This is a genomic window from Blautia glucerasea (genome assembly GCF_020537505.1).
In the GTDB taxonomy this organism is placed as follows: Bacteria; Bacillota; Clostridia; order Lachnospirales; family Lachnospiraceae; genus Blautia_A.
On the sequence record NZ_JAJBMO010000001.1, the window covers coordinates 176,388 to 194,161 of the forward strand.

The window sequence follows — 17,774 nt, forward strand, 5'->3', positions numbered from 1 at the left end:
TAACAAAATTCAATATATAGTTCTTTTTATCATACCACACTTTCCTTGTAAAAAGGGAATTTTTCTGCTATTCTCTTTTTAGATAAACGCAAAAAGGAGGATACTTATGTCCCAAACCCAGATTTTATTATATAACTTTAAAGATGAGGAGCGTCTTCGCCAGATCCGTAGATATTTGAACCGGCACAGAATCACATTCCGCATGGTACAGCAGCCAGAGTACCTGGAAAATCTCGGATTTCTCTTCGAGATTCCTGGGTTTTCTAAGAATCCGGTATTTAACCTTGGAAAAGATTTTCAGGAAGAAATGATGGTGCTGAAGGATTTTTCCAGTGAACAGCTGGATGAATTTCTGGCTTTCTTTAAGGAAAATGGCCTGCTGCCAGTGAACTTAAAAGCTATGCTTACACCAGTGACAGTTCACTGGGATTCTTTGAAGCTGCATGATGAGCTTATGAAAGAACATACAGAGATGCATTCACACAAATAAGCCAAATCAAGATCTGCTTCATTTAGAGCGTGTCTGAAAATCCAGGACGCGAAAAGACCCTGCACTCGGCAGGGCCTTTTCTTTATTAACATCTAATCTTAAACGGTCTGATTAGTACAGTTTCGCCATCTCTTCGATGTTGTCTGGGTTGAACTCAAGTGGAGCACCAAGAACTACTTCTGTACCACCGTCATCAGCTGCTGTGATTGTGTAGTCGCCAAGGTCACCAGCTGTGAAGGTTTCATCAACAGCACCTGTGATCTCGTCGTTGATCAGAGCGATTGTTGTCAGAGCGGAAAGTTTTCCAAGGCCCTGCATATCCCACAGATAGAAGTATGGGCAGGAATGCTCATCATCAGCACCTGTGTACTCAAGCATCTCAGATGGAAGTCCAAGACCTGTCAGTTTGCAAGCAGATCCGTTGTCCTGAAGGTATTTAGCAGCTGCAGCGATACCAACTGTTGTCGGTGCGCAGATAACTTTCAGATCCGGATATTTCTCAAGAAGAGCTGCTGTCTGGTCTGTGGATTTCTGTGGCTCGTCATCGCCGTATGCAACTTCTACAAGCTCAAGCTTGGAATATTTGTCATCCTCTTCCATGATCTTCTTCATAGCGTCGATCCATGCGTTCTGGTTTGCAGCCTGAGAAGTAGCGGAAAGAATTGCGAACTGTCCCTCTCCACCAGAGATATCAAGGCAAGCATCAAGAAGAGCCTGTCCTACAGCAACAGTACCAGCCTGGTTGACGAAGATCTGACGGCTGTCTGGGTTTGTAGCGGAGTCGAAGCAGGAGATCTTGATTCCCTCATCCATAGCTTCCTGTAATTTAGCCTGAAGAGCGTTTACGTCGTTTGCGGAGATGCAGATTGCGTCATAATCCTGAGAAATCAGGTTGTCAAGAACTTTGATCTGAGCATCTGCTGTAGCTGCCTCTGGGTAAACAGTATCAACGGTAGCACCCTCTGCTTCAGCTGTCTCTACGAAAGATTTTGCAGCGATTTCGAAGAATGCATTACCAGCGGATTTACCAACCAGTGCGATTTTCTTTCCGTCAGCGGAACCTGCCATAGCTGGAACTGCGGATCCAAGGATCATTGCTCCACAAAGAACTGCGCTTACGATTTTTTTGTTCATGTTTTTTTCCTCCCATGGAATAATATAGTTTTTGTATTTGTAACTGCTCCGCCTTCTGCGAAGCAGTTTACAAGCTTTATAAGGTTACATATGAGTTCGTTAAGGATTTTTTATTTTGCTGTTTTTGCTTTTTTCTGAATCTCTTTGATGATGTTCGGAAGTGCAACTGCACCGATCAGAAGCACACCGATGATCAACAGGATAACCTGCGGATGAATATTTCTCTGTCCAAGACCAACACGAAGGCAGACGATGATAAATGCGGAAATCAGACCGCCGGCGATATTACCTTTACCACCTGTGGAGGAGATTCCTCCGAATACTGCCATTGCAATGGCATCCATCTCAAATCCATTACCGGTTGTGGTATTTGCACCGAATGAGGAAGACATCAGGAACAGTGCACACAGTCCGGAGATGGTTCCCATCAGAGTATAGATCACGAAGCGGATCTTCTGTACGTGGATTCCAGAGTAGTAAGCAGCAAGACGGTTGGTACCGATTGCATATACCCTGCGTCCGAAAGTACATTTTCCAAGGATAACAGCTGCGATGATTCCAAGGATCAGAACCAGGAAAAGAATGTAAGGAACACGTCCTACTTTTCCACCAAGTGCAGCAAAGCCTTCTGTGTTTGTTACAGAAATACTTCCGCCGCTTCCAAGAACGATCTCTGCAATACCTCGGAAAATAATCTGGGTTGCAAGTGTTACGATCATTGGAGGCAGTTCTTCGAATCTGGTAAGAACAAATGCGTTTACAGCACCGCAAAGGGATCCAACCAGAAGTGTGGCAAGGATTACCATGATAAATGGAGCTCCAGTGTTTGCCACGATACAAGCCATTGTTGCGGAGAGACACACAATAGATCCAACGGAAATATCGATCTCGCCAAGTACCAGAATGTATGCCATCGGCAGCATCAAGAAGATTTCTGCCAGATAAACAGGCATCTGACGGAGCAGACTCTTCAGATTATAGAACTCGGAAAAGTTTGCACAGAAAATATTTACTGCAATAAACAGGAGTACCAGAATGCCTTCCCAGCTGAAGATCATCTGTTTCACAGGGCTTTTCGGCACGTTGTTAATACTTCTTCCAGATTTTCCAGCCATGATTACATCTCCCTTCCCTTTAATGCATTTTTGTCAGCTGTACGCTGTAAAACAATGTTTACAACAACTACTACAAGAATGATAACACCCTTGATGGTATTCAGCCACAGCTGATCGAAGAATGGGATCAGCGGAAGTGCCTTTGCGATGGTTGCAAGGATCAGGGATCCAAGAAGAGCGCCAAGTACTGTACCACGTCCACCACTCATGCTTACACCACCGATAACGCAGGCTGCGATAACATCCATCTCACCGCCCTGCTGCATATCAGGCATTGCAGAAGCGTAAATGGAAACCTGAAGGGCTCCACCAAGACCAGCAAGAAGACCCATGATGGTATAAACAAGAAGTTTAATGTTCTTTACATTGATACCGGAAACTTCAGCTGCACTTGGGTTACTTCCTACTGCGTAGATTCTTCTTCCGATGGTAGTCCATTTCATGAATACAAAGAAGATCACATAGCAAAGGATGATCACCCAGATTACAAGGCTCATTCCCAGGAATTTTGTTGTTGCAAAATCTTTGAATTTACCAAGGGCTGCTGCACTTGCCCACTCACCGTTGTGGGAAACCAGATATCCCATTGCACGGTAAATGTACATGAAGCCCATTGTTGCGATGATCGGAGGTACATCCGCTCTGGAGATCACAAGACCTACCAGGAAACCACATGCGATTCCGATTGCCAGTGCGATCACAAATGCCAGGAAAGTACTGGAAATGTGCTCGTATTTCAGAAGCATACCAATTGACATACCAGTCAGTGCCAGAGTAGACATGATGGAAATATCAATTCCGCCTACCAGCATTACACACAGCATACCAAGTGACATTACCATTGTTACCGCATTGTTTTTCAGCATATCCGTCAGAGACTTGAATGTAAGGAATGACGGGCTGATGATTGTGATTACTACGAAAAGCAGAACCAGGATCACTGCAAGCAGTGCTTCACGGGAACCTGTCAGCTTTTTCATGAAAGATTTCTTTTCCATTAGTTAGCTGCCCCCTTTCCTGTTGTACCTTTCTCCATAGCCAGCTCAAGGATCATCTCCTGGGTTGCCTCTCCTCTTCCAAGCTCACCTGTCTTACGTCCGTTGCACATAACAACGATTCGGTCAGCCATTCCAAGGATTTCAGGCATTTCAGAAGAAATCAGGATGATGGCATAACCTTTCTTTGCAAGGTCACCCATGATCGCATAAATCTCAGCTTTGGCACCAACGTCAACACCCTTTGTAGGCTCATCCATGATGACCACCTTCATCTCCTGGCTAAGTGCCTTGGCAACTACGACCTTCTGCTGGTTACCACCTGACAGAGAGCTTGCCGGCTGGAAAATATCCACTGCCTTGGTATCAACCTCTTCCAGAAGTCTCTTGGAAAGATCTCTTTCTGTCTTCTCGTCATTGAAGCCTTTTTTTGCATATTTGCTGATAGTTGGAAGTGTTACGTTTCTTCCAAGTCCCCAGCTCATGATCAGACCTTCCTTCTGACGATCCTCCGGAAGAAGGATAACTCCTTCCTTCATTGCGTCAGACGGCTGTTTGATATGTACTTCTTTTCCCTCCAGATAAACCTTTCCTTCATCTGGAGTTGTAATTCCACAGACGCTCTCTACAACCTCTGTACGACCTGCACCAACCAGACCTGTAAGACCTACGATCTCGCCAGCGTGTACATTGAAGGAAACATCTTTGAAATATCCGGTGCGGGATAAGTGCTCGATACGAAGCATTTCATCACCGATCTGAACCTCCGGTTTCGGGAACAGATCCTTGATCTCACGGCCAACCATGGCTTTGATCAGGTCTGCATTGGTGATTCCATCTACATCGTAGGTACCAATGTACTGGGAGTCACGGAATACGGTAACTCTGCTTGCCAGACGGTACATATCCTCAAAACGATGGGAAATGAAGATAATGGAAACTCCTTTTTCTTTTAACTGATCTACGATTCTGTAAAGCTCCTCGGATTCTCTCTTTGTAAGAGAAGCAGTCGGCTCATCCAGGATCACGATCTTTGCATTTGTGGACAATGCCTTTGCGATCTCAACCATCTGCTGCTGGGCCACACTTAAGGTTCCCATTTCTGCTGTGGAATCGAAATCTGCATTCAGCTGCTTCAGAAGCTTATTTGCCTCCTCATTCATGGCCTTCCACTGGATCATGTGATTCTTCTTGATCTCATGTCCCATAAAAATATTTTCAGCTACTGTTAAATGTGGATAGGATGTGGGGTGCTGGTAAACAGCTGCAATTCCTGCTTCCTGTGCATCCTTCGGACCTTTGAAATCCACTTTTTCTCCAAACAGGTACATTTCGCCTTCTTCTGCTTTATGTACACCGGTAATTACTTTAATGAAGGTAGATTTACCTGCACCGTTTTCGCCCATCAGTGCGTGAACTTCGCCAGGCTTTAACTGGAACTGTACGTTGTTCAGTGCTTTTACGCCGGGGAAAATTTTCGTAATGCCTTTTAATTCAAGAACATATTCAGACACGGCTTTTTCTCCTCCCTTTCTTAATCTGCTTATATTCTACCACCTGTGCACTTTGTTTGAAAATGGGAAAATATTTTGAAACAGGGTAAAATATTTTCCACTTAATGGGTAAAATTTTCTACCAGGTTTTAAATTTTCCACAAAAGGAGGTGGTTTTGGTATCGTATTTTGGATATAATTGTGGTATGATAAATGAAATGATTTTTTACCAATTAAGGTCTCCGGGATTTCCCGGAAAAATATAACGGAGATGTAGCTGTTCGGTACCTTCACAAAAAAGCCTCGCGGAATAGTACCTACTGAATAGTTATATGGAGATTCATTATGAAATTACTGATCGTAGATGACGAGGAACTTACCCGTACCGGTGTGATCTCTTCTATCGACTGGCCGTCCATCGGAATCCAGGAAGTACTCCAGGCAGATGATGGGATGAACGGAATCGAAGTTGCCAGAGTGCACAGGCCAGACATCGTTCTGTGTGATGTGCGTATGCCCCGTCTGGATGGAATTGCCATGCTGGAACGCCTGGAGGAGATTCTCCCGGATATTGTTCCTGTTTTTATGAGCGGCTATTCGGATAAAGAATATTTAAAAGCAGCCATCAAGCTAAAAGCGGTAAATTATATTGAGAAGCCTCTGAACCCAGCGGAAATCCGGGATGCCATTACCGAAGCCCGTGATCTTTGTATGGAGAAAAAGCGCACCAGACACAATGAGTCCATTCATTCCATGGAGAGTGCTTCCCGTCTGGCTCTTCTTCTCACACAGCCTTACGCCCAAGCCAGGGAAAGCATTAACCAGCTGATGGCCGAGCTGCCCCTTTCCATCAGCGCTTCCACCACTTTTACCGCAATTGTGCTTAAGACGGATACAGAGGAGGAGCTTCCCCTTTCGGAGGCAAATGCCATGTACCTGTCTGTACGGGAATTTTTGAAACCCTTCCATATAGATTGCATTTTTGTGGAGAAGCATGTGCAGTATATGGTTTACTTTTTGTTTGGACCTGCCCCTGGACCTGCTGTGCAAAAAAGTATCGAGGAATTTTTCTGTAATCTCTATTCCCGCTACACCAGATTCTGTATTACAGCCGGAGATATTGTGACAGGAATTTCCAAAGCATATCAGTCCTATACTTCTGCAGTCATTTTACTGCAGAGCAGCTTCTTTTTCCCGGCTGGCGTTTTTTTGTCACCCTTTTATCAGGCTGCCACTTCCAAAAAAGCAGCTGAGATTCCTGCCAGCCCAGAAAGTAAATTTCTCACTCTTCTTATTGGGAAGGACCGGAAAAAGACAGATAGCTTTCTGGAGAATCTTTTCCTATATTATGACCTGAACCAGAATACTCTGCCAAACCAGGCAAAGGATCTTTATTATAAGCTGTTCCGGGCCTTAGACGAGGCATCCAGGCAGCTGAAGGTCACCTTGTCAGATACCCAGGAGAATCTGATGGATGCACTGGAAAAGATTTTTTCCTTTCGTGAGCTGCATCAGAAGCTGGTTAAAAAAACGGAGAATTTTTTTCAGGCAGCTGCTAATACAGAGGAAGAAAATTCCACCATTTTTATGATCAAGGATTACATAGGCCAGAAATATATGAATGAAACTTTGTCCGTAAAGGATATCAGCGATCATGTATTTTTATCTACTTCTTATGTGTGTACCTTCTTTAAGAATGAGACCGGTCAGACCTTGAACCAGTATCTTACTGAATACAGGATGGAAAAAGCCAAGCAGCTGCTAGCGGATCCCAGGTATAAGATTACGGATATTTCCTCGCGGGTGGGCTACAGTGATGGAAATTATTTTGGCAAGAGTTTTAAGAAATATACTGGATTCTCCCCTTCTGAGTATAGGGAGAAAATGAGTTAGGTTTTTATATGGCTTTTAAGTCCCTCAATTTCCATTTTTGAGATTAAATTGAGGGACTTTCTTGTTCCTATCTGTCCCCAGCATTCTCAAAGCTTTTATAACAAGGGCACAGAAGCAAAAACAGCTTGGGAAGGCAGGCGCAGTTTCCTGCGCAATCCCTTTGAATTTTTTATGTATCGCAAAACATCTATATATTATTAAGGAGTGTGAAATGATTTGCGCATGTTTAAGCAATGGTACCAGGATCTGAACCTGCAGTCTAAGTTTACCCTGGTACTTCTTTTGATCGTGGCGATTCCTGCAATTGCCATTATCTTCTTTTTCTATGGAAGGGCCTATGACATGGTGGTTTCCTACACCATCCGCCAGGAGCAGGACCGGTCTGCAGAAACAGCCCCGCTGATTGAGGAATCCATTCAGAAGATCCTGGATGTAAGTGATGAGATTTCTTCCCTGGATTTTTACCAGACACTTTTTAAGAATGCCATAACCGGATCCTTCACAGATCTGGCAGATTCCCAGGATGCAGCATCTTTTTCCCGGAAAATAGATCAGCTGATCGACGATACGCCTGTCACCAATGTCAAAATTTATCTGGAGGTGCCAAAGGATTCGCCTTCGGATATGAATGCACTGCTTGATTCCGAAGATCTGAAGGATACCTTTCTTCCCCTAAGCCAGGTGCGGGGAACCTACTGGTACGGTATTTTCCGTGGAAGCCGCGTTTCCCAGCTTTTTTGTCCTTCCTTCTATCTTGGTACCAGGGAGCAGAAGGCATACGGGGATCAGGCCTACATTACCCACGCCTCTGTAATCTATGACAGCGGAACTTATGATGCTTACATGGCAGTTTATTATTCCGGAGATGATTTTCAGCAGATCTTATCCGGAAATCTGACTTTGGACGGCAGTGTTTCCTACATTATGAATGAACGAAATAACCTGGTGTCCGCTTCCAGTAATTCCCTTGCAGGAATTTACTGGCTGGATTATGACAAGATTATGGAATCCTACATGTCTTCCAACAGTTTTGTGGAGCAGGATATTCTGGGACAGACTGTTTACGTTGGATTCTACCGGATCAAACAGCCTGGCTGGTTTATGGTGACGGTCCTGCCCTCCCGGCCTTTGATCACACAGAGTAATATTCTGGTACTACAGTTTTTGTCCATTTATATTGCAGTTCTGGTGCTTGCCTTTTTGCTTGCCAGCACTTTGTCAAAGTCCATTACAGGGCGAATTTCCTCCGTCATCAGCCAGATGCGGACAGTGCGTCATGGCCCGCCGGTTCCTATGGACAGCCCAAGTGCCCACGATGAAATCGGTGATCTTATCGACACTTACAACTATATGACAAGGAAAATGAACCAGCTGATGGAAAAACAGGCCCAGGCTGCAGAGGATCTGCGCATTGCAGAGTTCAATTCCCTTCAAGCCCAGATCAATCCTCATTTTCTTTATAATACCATGGATATGATCAACTGGATGGCCCAGCAGGGCCGTACTTCCGAGGTATGCAACGCTGTGCAGAGCCTCTCCCGCTTTTACAAGCTGACGCTTAGCCGTAAAAAGGGAATCAGCACTATTGCCAAGGAGGAAGAGCATGTTTCTATTTATGTTCATCTGCAAAACATGCGCTACCATGACAGTATTTCTTTTATCTCCGACATCCCGGACGAGCTGATGGAATACCAGATTCCCAAGCTGACTCTGCAGCCAGTTGTAGAGAATTCTGTTCTCCACGGCATTCTGGAAAAGCCATCTAAGTCTGGAACCATTGTACTTACCGGATGGATGGAGGATGGGGATATTGTGCTTCTGATTTCCGATGACGGAGTTGGAATTGCACCAGATAAGCTGCCCGTGATTCTTTCCGGAGAGGGAACCAGTATTTCAGGTGGAACCAATATTGCCATTTATAATACCCACAGAAGACTTCAGGTACTTTATGGAGCGAATTATGGGTTGACTTATTCCAGTGATGTAGGGAAAGGAACCGAGGTACAGATTCGGATTCCAGCGAAGAGGGATGAAACCTCTGGCGAAACGCCAAAGCCCCTGTAAACTGATGTTTTCAGCACCGTCTTACGCAGGCGGTGCTTTTTGTATGGAATTTCACAGAAGATAACAAACGGGAGAGTCCGCAGGCTCTCCCGTTCATTGAATATGAATATGTGCACAAAACCATATAGATGGTCTTATTATTGCTATTGTTTACACAGCGCGAAAATTATCTGGTCACGATATCAACCGGTACGTTGAAGATCTTAGCAACCTTCAGGATTGTATCAATATGTCTGCCTGTTGCAGCTGCCATATGATGAGTCGGGCCAGCTTCGCTCCAGCGGTTTACAAACTCTCTTGCGCCACATGTAAAACGAGTTCTCATGTTAGTATCTCCAAAGGAAAGGATTGGTCCTTCCTCGTTGATTCCTTCAGCAACAACGAATTTGAAGCGTCCGTCGCCATCCTGTGTGATTGCAAGATAGGTAACCGGACCTGTGTATGGATAGAACTGAGTCAGATATCCACCGCCTGTTTTGCCATGGAACACTGGTACGATCTTCATAGTAGGTTTCTTATCAGAAATATCAGCATCACCACTTCCGGAATGACCGATAATGCAGATGTCATCATTGAAATCAATGGAATACATCTCGGAAAGCTGGCCTGTACCGGAAATCGTCTTCAGAATACTCATTGCCATAGCAACTTTCATGTCACCCTCAACTGCACATGCAGTACCCTGTTTGATCAGCATGGAGAATGCCGGAATCAGCATGCTGTCAAGGACACCAGCCTTGCCCTGTGCAAATCCGTCATAATGGGAAGCGATCATTCCAAGATGCTCGTCCTTTACCCATTTCTCAAATGCTACAACATATTTTGCCATATCCCATACTTTCTCGATTGTTCCGCCGCCTTCGATATCAAAGGTATCCAGAATATCCTGAGCTTTTGCACGGATCGCGTCCTCATCTGTGATGTCATCAGCGATCGCCCACATTTTCTCCCAGTCAAACTGTTTGGTATAAAGGAACATTCTGTTATACAGGTTGGTCTCATCAATGTAAAGGTCCATCATACCAGGATAAGGTCTTCCGATCTGTGCAATGTTTGTGTCACGGAATCTTCTTCTAACCTGAGCTGCTTTACACCAGTCCTCAATCTCAGCCTGAACGCCTGGATCTCCGCCTTCTACAACACCTGTGATAACAGCGTGTCTCTTGCCAGCTCTCTCAAGGTCTGCAACAGCTTCTCCAACAGCACCGCAGGCATAGCCTTCGCCAAGCCATGTAGCAATGTCTGTGTGATCGTAGTCCAGAGCTTTCAGTTTCTGAACGTTTACCAGAACAACCGGAACATCAAGGTCACGGATTGCAGGAAGCATATTGTAGGATGTAGCATAGGTTAACATCTGAAGGAAAACAAGATCTACGTCTGCTGCACGGAATTTATCTCCTGCAACCATAGACTGCTCTTTTGTTGTTACCATTCCTCCGTCGATGATCTCTACGGTATCCGGAATTGTTTTCTTGAATGCCTCGTACTGAGCCTCAAACTCTGGCACCAGTGACGGGAACTGAGGCAGATATGCGCCTAAAGCAATCGAAAATACACCAACCTTTGCTTTTGTGTTTACTAACATAGTAGTACCTCCTGTTTAATTTGATATATTATGCATCTGTGATTCAGGCTGCAAACATAACGCTTATTGCTCATAGGTTCAGAAACAATCTGTTTGCCCATATGCCGCAGCTTCATAACCTCAAATGCCATTATACAAATGATCGTATATCCCGGCTGTTTTAACTTTTCATTAAGCCTGATATACCTTAATTCCAAAGGACTCATGAATGGTAGTACGAGCCTCTTCGATTGATTTAAACTCTTCTGCTTTTAACATCTGAGCAGTAATATTACCGATTGCAGTTGCCTCTCCAGGGCCTGCATGAACCTCTTTGCCTGTTGCTTTTGCAGTCAGCTCATTAAGATAGCCCGCATTGGAGCCGCCGCCAACTACATGAATACGGCTGAAGGTTCTTCCTGTCATCTCTTCCAGTTCCTTTGCTGTCTTTGCATAGCACTCAGCAAGACTGGTATAAATAACAGTAGCAATTTCTCCTAAAGTTTCCGGAACCTTCTGTCCGGTTCTTCTGCAGTAATCCTTAACCTCTTCGATCATGCTTTCCGGAGAAAGGAAGCACTCATCATTTGCATCTACTCTGGATGGGAAATCTTTCGCTTCCTCTGCCATCTGACAGATTTCTGCAAATCCATATTTATCATCATATTCATGACGAACAGACTGGATCATCCAAAGTCCCATGATATTCTTCAGATAACGGAATCTTCCTGCATAACCACCTTCATTTGTAAAGTTCATCTCACAGCTCTTCTTGGAGCAGTCAGCTTTTTCTCTTTCAATTCCCATCAGTGACCATGTTCCGGAGCTGATATAAATAAAATCGTCGTCGTTTGCAGGAACCGCAAGAACCGCGGATCCGGTATCATGTGTAGCCGGTGCTACAACTTCTACATCAAACCCAACTTCTGCTTTTACCTCTTCTGTGAAATGTCCGACACTGGTACCAGGCATGATCAGCTTCTGGAACATTTTTCTTGGATATCCAAGTTTATCGATCAGTTCGTAGTCCCAGTCCTTTGTTTCTGCATTTACCAGCTGGCCTGTTGTTGCCTCTGTATACTCACAGGTTTTCTTGCCTGTAAGAAGATAATGGAAATAATCCGGTACATGAAGCATAGTTTCAGCCTGTTCCAGATATTCCGGATGTTTTGTTTTCACAGCCATCAGCTGATATACAGTGTTGAAAATTGCTTTCTGGATACCAGTACGTGCATAAAGATCCTCAAGAGAAATTGTCTTATATACTTCCTCATCCATGCCTTCATTTCTGTGATCACGATATCCTACTGTATTTCCAAGAACCTTGTCATCCTTGTCCATCAGTACGAAGTCAACCCCCCAGGTATCAACCCCCATGCTTACCGGAATCTTGCCAATCTCTTTACATTTCTTAAGACCGTTCTTGATCTCCTGGAAAAGTCTGTCAAACTCCCAGCAAAGCTCGCCGTCTTTCTTTACCATTCCGTTCTCAAAACGATGAACCTCCTCAAGCTCCATCTTTCCATTCTCAAGATGTCCAAGGATCAGACGTCCGCTGGAAGCGCCGATATCTACTGCTAAATAATATTTTGCCATTTTTATAAATCCTCCTCAATTGTAAAATTACGCTGTATGTCTCAAGGTTCCTGTCTTATTGTTCCGCACAAATGTCTTATTGAACATTTTCCATAAACAATAACGTACCAATCCTAATGTTCCTCATACAACTGCCTTTCTAATTGATGATATCATAGTACTATAATATCCATCAATAAATAAGAACCTTGTTTGTCTAAAAAAGTGTCCTTATTTGCAAACAGAATACTATATTCACAAGAAAATGCTCACATAAAGGATCCGGAAGATCGTGATAACATTTTCCATGCTTCAATAATTCCTCTTTCACCCAGAAAACCCCCGGGGCAATGCCCCAGGGGTCTGTTTCATTCACAGTTTAAAAGCCTGCAAACATTGGACGTTGTGTCGTCTCTTAACTTTTTAATTAGTCATAAAGGTTTGGAGCGATGTCTTCAGCGTCGATGTTTGTTGCATCATACCAGTAACCAGCTGTAGGAACATCCTCAAGCTCCTGTCCGTTAGCTGCTGCTGTCAGAGCATAGATTGCATAGTAGCCCATCATCAGAGGAGACTGTGTAACTGCACCAAGGAATGTGCCATCTGTTACAGCTGCTTTAATGATAGAACCAGCGTCGAAACCAACACCGATAACGTCGCCGTTAGCTGCGTCAGAACCAAGAACGTTCAGGTTAGCGTTAGCTGCAAGAACACCCTCTGCGGAAACCTGGTTGGAACCAAAGATTGCGATACAGTTTTCCTGGGAAAGGATAGCCTGAGCCTCTGTGGAGCAAAGCTCTACAGTTGTCTGTGCCGGAACTGCAACCTGGATAACAACGTCTGCGTCAGCTTCTTCTGCGTCAGCACCTTCTGCTGCGTTTACATAGAACTCATTACCTTTAACTGCTACTGTTTTTCCATCAGCTTTAACCAGCTCGATCATCTTGTTGATGAATCCTGTACCACGCTGCTGGATGTTAAGAGCTGTAGCATCCTGGTTAACCTCACCGATGATAACCTGTCCGTCAGCATTAGCGATAACGTCTTTGATTGCCGGATACATATTCTCAGCTGCTACGGAACCAGCCTGATTGTTGTCTGTGCAGACTTCGCAAACTACAGATCCTTCTGGAGCATCAGCGATACCTGTATCAAATGTAACAACCGGGATTCCTTTGTCAACACATGTCTGAAGAGCTTTCTGAACAGAAGATGTATCACAAGCTGCAAGTCCTAATCCAACAGGATTAGCTGCGATAGCTGTATTGATCATGTTAACCTGGTCAGCGATATCGGACTCACTGTTCGGTCCCTGTGCTGTATAAGTAACACCTAATTCTTCAGCTGCTTTGTCCATACCTTTCATAGCTGCTTCCCAGTATGTAGACTGGAAGGATTTAACCATCATAGGGAACTCATAAGCTTCGTTAGCTGTAAGTCCTTCAAACTGATCTTCCGGAGCTGCCATAACAGTTGTTGCTGCTAAACCAGATACCATTGCTGCACAGAGTACTAATGCCATAACTTTTTTTGCTTTCATTTACTACTTCCTCCTTGAAATAAAATAATTATATAGTTTTTTATGATGATACGCCGCTACACTCTCCGACGCTTCACATCCGTTATGAAATTGTTGCTGTTTACCAGCTGTTCTGCCTATAAACAGAATTTTACTTTTCTTCAGGCTGACTGTCTGTAAGCCAGCCTGTATAATTCAGTTGTTAGTGTGCACTTTTTTTCTCTTTCAGGATATCGATCAATACTGCAACGATCAATACAACACCTGTGATGATCTGCTGCCAGTTTGCCTGCAGACCGACATATGGAAGACCGGTCTTTAACAGCATGATTACGAAAATACCTACCAGAGTTCCTACTACAGATCCATAACCACCGGAAGCTGCAACACCACCAACGAATACACCGCCGATTGCGTCCATCTCAAGTCCGGCACCAGTACCAGGCTGTACAGTAGGAGTTACTGCTGCGTATGCGATAGCTGCAAGTCCGGTAAACAGACCACAAACTACGTATACCATTACATGATAAAACTTAACATTGATTCCGGAAAGAGCAGCTGCTTCTTTGTTGGAACCGATTGCGATGGTGTAACGTCCGAATTTTGTATGATTCAGAACGAACTCCATCAGGATTACCAGAAGGATCATCCAAAGAAAACCGAGTGGGTAACGGGAAGCGCTTCTTCCCTGTCCAATTGTCAGTTTAAAGATGGAATGGAACCATCCGCCTGGCTGATTCAGTGTTGGCCATGGTGTAGCACTGCAAAGAGAACCAGCACCACGGGTAATCATACAGGTACAAAGAGTAGCAAGGAATGGCGGCAGGTTCATGATACCAATGAGAACACCGTTCAATGCGCCGATTGCAATTCCAAGCACTACACAGAGCAGCATTGCTACTACTACTGGAACATTGTTGCTTCTTACAAGTGTTCCGCCGATCAATGCGTAACATACCATACCAGTTCCGATTGACAGGTCTACACCGCCTGTGATAAGCGGGAATGTAACACCGATTGCCATCAGAAGGTCATAATATGAGAAATCCAGCATACTCAGGATTGTGGTGTACTGTCTGAACTCCTTACTCATAAAGGAGAAAACAGCAGACAATGCAATGATAACCAGCAAAACAATAAATCTCTGATCACTTAAAATACTTTTTTTCTTCTTAGTCATGACGTCCTCCTTAATCGATATTCCGTGTCGCCTTATTCATGATGTGTTCCTGTGTAGCTTCAGAAATATCAATATTTCCTGTCACCTTACCTTCACACATAACGATGATTCGGTCACTCATTCGGAGAATCTCGGTCATTTCAGAGGAAATCATAATAATGGATTTTCCTTCTGCTGCAAGCCTGCTCATTAACTTGTAGATCTCATTCTTCGCACCAACGTCGATACCTCTTGTAGGCTCATCAAAGATCAGGATCTCACTGTCACGGGTAAGCCATTTTGCAATAACTACCTTCTGCTGGTTACCACCGGAAAGATTCACTACCAGCTGGTCTGTAGAAGGAGTCTTGGTTGCAAGCTCTTTTACATATCTCTCTGTAACTTTTTTCTCTTTTGCTTTGTTGATGAATAAGCCGTTGCAATATTCTTCCATGGTAGCCAGGGTTGTGTTCTCTGTTACAGATTTCTGGACAACAACTCCATATCTTCTTCTGTCCTCAGACAGATAACCGATACCATATTTAACAGCATCCTGTGGGCTGTTGATGGTTACTTCGTGAAGCTGTCCATCTTTACCCATAATGGAAATCTTACCGCCCTGTTTCGGATCTGCCCCAAACAGTGCTCTGGCTGTCTCGGTACGTCCTGCTCCCATCAATCCTGAGAAGCCAAGGATTTCACCTTTACGAAGCTCAAAGCTTACATCCTGAACCATCTTGCCTGCGTTCAGATGCTCTACCTTCAAAACAACCGGAGCATCTGGTGCAACCATACTATGATCCTTCGGATCTTCGTAAATAACACGGCCAACCATCATGTTGATAATATCTTCTTTTGTACTGTCTGCTGTGATCAGGGTTCCAACATAGCCACCATCTCGCATGACAGTTACACGGTCTGTGATGACCTTGATCTCATCCATACGGTGTGAGATATATACAATACCAAGATTCTTCTTACGAAGGTCTTTGATGATTTCAAATAAATCCGCGATCTCCTTCTCAGTAAGAGCTGCTGACGGCTCATCAAAAATGATCACCTCAGCTTTGTGTGAAATAGCCTTTGCAATCTCACACATCTGCTGCTTACCAACAGTAAGATTACTCATTTTTTCTCTCGGATCGATTTCAATATTCAGATCCTGAAATAATTTCTTGGAATCTTCGATCATCTTCTTGTCGTCTACACGGATTCCCTTCTTCGGTTCACGTCCGATAAAGATATTCTGTGCAACAGTCAGATCTCCGATCATATTTAATTCCTGATGTACGATTACCACTCCGGCATCCTGAGCTTCACGGGTATTGTGAAATTCTGTCTCTTTGCCTTTATATGTAATTGTTCCGGAATCCTTCTGGTAAATACCGGTAAGTACCTTCATCAGTGTGGACTTTCCGGCTCCGTTCTCTCCCATAAGTGCATGTACTTCACCGCGTTTCACTTCGAAATTAACATGATCCAGGGCATGAACTCCAGGAAAGGACTTATCAATATCCTTCATAGTTAAAATAACTTCACCCATTGTCGAATCCTCCCTTATGATCAGTTCTTTCTGCGTCGTGCAGAAACGTCAGCGTAAACTGCTACAATAACAATGATACCTGTAATAATCATCTGCTGTCCTTTACCAAGACCAAATGCCATGATTCCCTGCTGAAGAAGAGAGATGATAAATACACCGATTACAGTACCGCCGATGGAAGCAAGTCCACCAACCATGGATGTACCACCCATTACACAGCCTGCAATTGCCTCGTTGTTATACTGATCGCCATATCCTGGCTGAACGGTTGTATAAGTAGCTACAAAGAACAGTGCTCCGATTCCTACCAGGAATCCACAGATCACATATGCAAGCATTCTCCATTTTCTGGTGTTGACACCGGAAAGACGAACTGCCTCACTGTTAGATCCAAGGCAAAGGATATAACGTCCTGGCTTTGTATTGTAAAGAACAATACCGCAAACCACTGCCATTCCAAGGAAGATCACAAGACCAACCGGGAATCCATTATAAGATGTGATATTACGGAACCATCCGTTTACCGGATCAGAACTCTGTGGCCAGCTGACTGACTGAGTCTTGGTAAATACGGAAGCGATACCTTTCGCAATGTTCATGGATGCCATGGAAACAATGAATGGCGGAACTGACATATAAGAAACCAGCCAGCCATTGAATACTCCAAATGCAAGACCGATGAGTACGCACAGTACCATGGCAGCTGCACAAGGAACTCCATAAGAAGTCATGCAGTAACCGGAAACCAGTGCACAGCAGAACATAACCGGTCCGATGGAGAAATCGATTCCTCCTGTAGCGATTACAAATGTTACTCCAAGTGATAAGAAGCCCAGGAAGTATACATAGTTCAAAGTAGATTTGATACTGTCACCAATAGGGAATTTACTTCCGAGCACTACCTTGAAAACTACGAACATAAGAACAAGAATACAGACAAGCAGTATTCTGTTCAGGCCGAGCTTTTTCACAATTGGATTTTGTTTTAACTTTTCCAACTTTTCACCCTCCTTAATTTTTTGTTATTGCCCAGGATCCTCACATTAAGATTCTCCGCGAGCTTATTCTGAACAATAACTCTTTTGCACTCTCTCTGCGTTTTCTATATCATACCGTGAATCCTGCACAATTGTAATAGAATATTTTCCAGAAAAAGGTTAAATATTTACGGTATGGTCATAAATTATTAACCTTTTATGGAAAATATGTACTAGAGCGTGTTTGAAACAC

General features: G+C 44.0%; 13 protein-coding genes. 3 read left to right on the forward strand and 10 right to left on the reverse strand.

Annotated elements, in window-relative coordinates; translation table 11 throughout:
- Positions 1-106 precede the first annotated feature (106 nt).
- Positions 107-490, forward strand: coding sequence for a DUF3783 domain-containing protein (locus tag LIQ05_RS00725; protein ID WP_226817935.1), 384 nt, complete (start codon positions 107-109; stop codon positions 488-490).
- Between the two features lie 111 nt (positions 491-601).
- On the opposite strand, the gene LIQ05_RS00730 is transcribed toward LIQ05_RS00725, so the two are convergent.
- The 4 genes from LIQ05_RS00730 to LIQ05_RS00745 form a co-directional block, all read right to left on the reverse strand.
- Positions 602-1,624, reverse strand: a complete 1,023-nt coding sequence (locus LIQ05_RS00730; protein ID WP_226817936.1) for a substrate-binding domain-containing protein — start codon at positions 1,622-1,624, stop codon at positions 602-604.
- Positions 1,625-1,734: 110 nt separating this feature from the next.
- The gene (locus tag LIQ05_RS00735) at positions 1,735-2,739 is read right to left on the reverse strand and encodes an ABC transporter permease (protein WP_226817937.1); all 1,005 of its coding nucleotides are present in this window, start codon (positions 2,737-2,739) and stop codon (positions 1,735-1,737) included.
- Positions 2,740-2,741: 2 nt separating this feature from the next.
- Positions 2,742-3,737, reverse strand: a complete 996-nt coding sequence (locus LIQ05_RS00740) for an ABC transporter permease (protein WP_148461193.1) — start codon at positions 3,735-3,737, stop codon at positions 2,742-2,744.
- Positions 3,737-5,248, reverse strand: coding sequence for a sugar ABC transporter ATP-binding protein (locus LIQ05_RS00745; RefSeq protein ID WP_226817938.1), 1,512 nt, complete (start codon positions 5,246-5,248; stop codon positions 3,737-3,739). Before LIQ05_RS00745 ends, LIQ05_RS00740 begins: the two co-directional genes overlap by 1 nt.
- A gap of 324 nt (positions 5,249-5,572) precedes the next feature.
- On the opposite strand from LIQ05_RS00745, the gene LIQ05_RS00750 reads away from it, so the two are divergent.
- Both LIQ05_RS00750 and LIQ05_RS00755 read left to right on the forward strand, forming a co-directional pair.
- Positions 5,573-7,120: a response regulator transcription factor gene (locus tag LIQ05_RS00750; RefSeq protein ID WP_226817939.1), complete on the forward strand. Its 1,548-nt coding sequence runs from the start codon at positions 5,573-5,575 to the stop codon at positions 7,118-7,120.
- Positions 7,121-7,342: 222 nt separating this feature from the next.
- Entirely contained in the window at positions 7,343-9,184 is a 1,842-nt protein-coding gene (locus LIQ05_RS00755; RefSeq protein ID WP_226818054.1) for a sensor histidine kinase, read from the forward strand.
- 166 nt (positions 9,185-9,350) lie between these two features.
- Here the strand turns inward: LIQ05_RS00755 and LIQ05_RS00760 are convergent, their stop codons facing one another.
- The 6 genes from LIQ05_RS00760 to LIQ05_RS00785 all read right to left on the reverse strand — a co-directional run bounded on the left by LIQ05_RS00760 (position 9,351) and on the right by LIQ05_RS00785 (position 17,542).
- Positions 9,351-10,769 (reverse strand): arabinose isomerase, encoded by a 1,419-nt coding sequence (locus LIQ05_RS00760; RefSeq protein WP_226817940.1) that lies wholly within the window; start codon positions 10,767-10,769, stop codon positions 9,351-9,353.
- A 171-nt stretch (positions 10,770-10,940) separates the two neighbouring features.
- Positions 10,941-12,344: a rhamnulokinase gene (gene rhaB / locus LIQ05_RS00765; protein WP_226817941.1), complete on the reverse strand. Its 1,404-nt coding sequence runs from the start codon at positions 12,342-12,344 to the stop codon at positions 10,941-10,943.
- 406 nt (positions 12,345-12,750) lie between these two features.
- Positions 12,751-13,863 carry a substrate-binding domain-containing protein gene (locus tag LIQ05_RS00770; RefSeq protein ID WP_226817942.1) on the reverse strand — a complete coding sequence of 371 codons (1,113 nt, stop codon included), beginning with the start codon at positions 13,861-13,863 and terminating at the stop codon, positions 12,751-12,753.
- A gap of 181 nt (positions 13,864-14,044) precedes the next feature.
- A complete protein-coding gene (locus LIQ05_RS00775) occupies positions 14,045-15,022 on the reverse strand; it encodes an ABC transporter permease (protein ID WP_118577748.1) in 978 nt (325 codons plus the stop codon).
- 10 nt (positions 15,023-15,032) lie between these two features.
- Positions 15,033-16,544: a sugar ABC transporter ATP-binding protein gene (locus LIQ05_RS00780; protein WP_226817943.1), complete on the reverse strand. Its 1,512-nt coding sequence runs from the start codon at positions 16,542-16,544 to the stop codon at positions 15,033-15,035.
- 20 nt (positions 16,545-16,564) lie between these two features.
- Positions 16,565-17,542, reverse strand: coding sequence for an ABC transporter permease (locus tag LIQ05_RS00785; RefSeq protein ID WP_226817944.1), 978 nt, complete (start codon positions 17,540-17,542; stop codon positions 16,565-16,567).
- Positions 17,543-17,774 lie beyond the last annotated feature (232 nt).

Excerpts from the sequence above, each read along its gene's own strand:
- LIQ05_RS00725 (WP_226817935.1), top strand. The coding sequence starts at position 107 with ATGTCCCAAACCCAGATTTTATTATATAACTTTAAAGATGAGGAGCGT.
- LIQ05_RS00730 (WP_226817936.1), bottom strand. The coding sequence starts at position 1,624 with ATGAACAAAAAAATCGTAAGCGCAGTTCTTTGTGGAGCAATGATCCTT.
- LIQ05_RS00735 (WP_226817937.1), bottom strand. The coding sequence starts at position 2,739 with ATGGCTGGAAAATCTGGAAGAAGTATTAACAACGTGCCGAAAAGCCCT.
- LIQ05_RS00740 (WP_148461193.1), bottom strand. The coding sequence starts at position 3,737 with ATGGAAAAGAAATCTTTCATGAAAAAGCTGACAGGTTCCCGTGAAGCA.
- LIQ05_RS00750 (WP_226817939.1), top strand. The coding sequence starts at position 5,573 with ATGAAATTACTGATCGTAGATGACGAGGAACTTACCCGTACCGGTGTG.
- LIQ05_RS00755 (WP_226818054.1), top strand. The coding sequence starts at position 7,343 with ATGTTTAAGCAATGGTACCAGGATCTGAACCTGCAGTCTAAGTTTACC.
- LIQ05_RS00760 (WP_226817940.1), bottom strand. The coding sequence starts at position 10,769 with ATGTTAGTAAACACAAAAGCAAAGGTTGGTGTATTTTCGATTGCTTTA.
- rhaB (WP_226817941.1), bottom strand. The coding sequence starts at position 12,344 with ATGGCAAAATATTATTTAGCAGTAGATATCGGCGCTTCCAGCGGACGT.
- LIQ05_RS00770 (WP_226817942.1), bottom strand. The coding sequence starts at position 13,863 with ATGAAAGCAAAAAAAGTTATGGCATTAGTACTCTGTGCAGCAATGGTA.
- LIQ05_RS00775 (WP_118577748.1), bottom strand. The coding sequence starts at position 15,022 with ATGACTAAGAAGAAAAAAAGTATTTTAAGTGATCAGAGATTTATTGTT.
- LIQ05_RS00780 (WP_226817943.1), bottom strand. The coding sequence starts at position 16,544 with ATGGGTGAAGTTATTTTAACTATGAAGGATATTGATAAGTCCTTTCCT.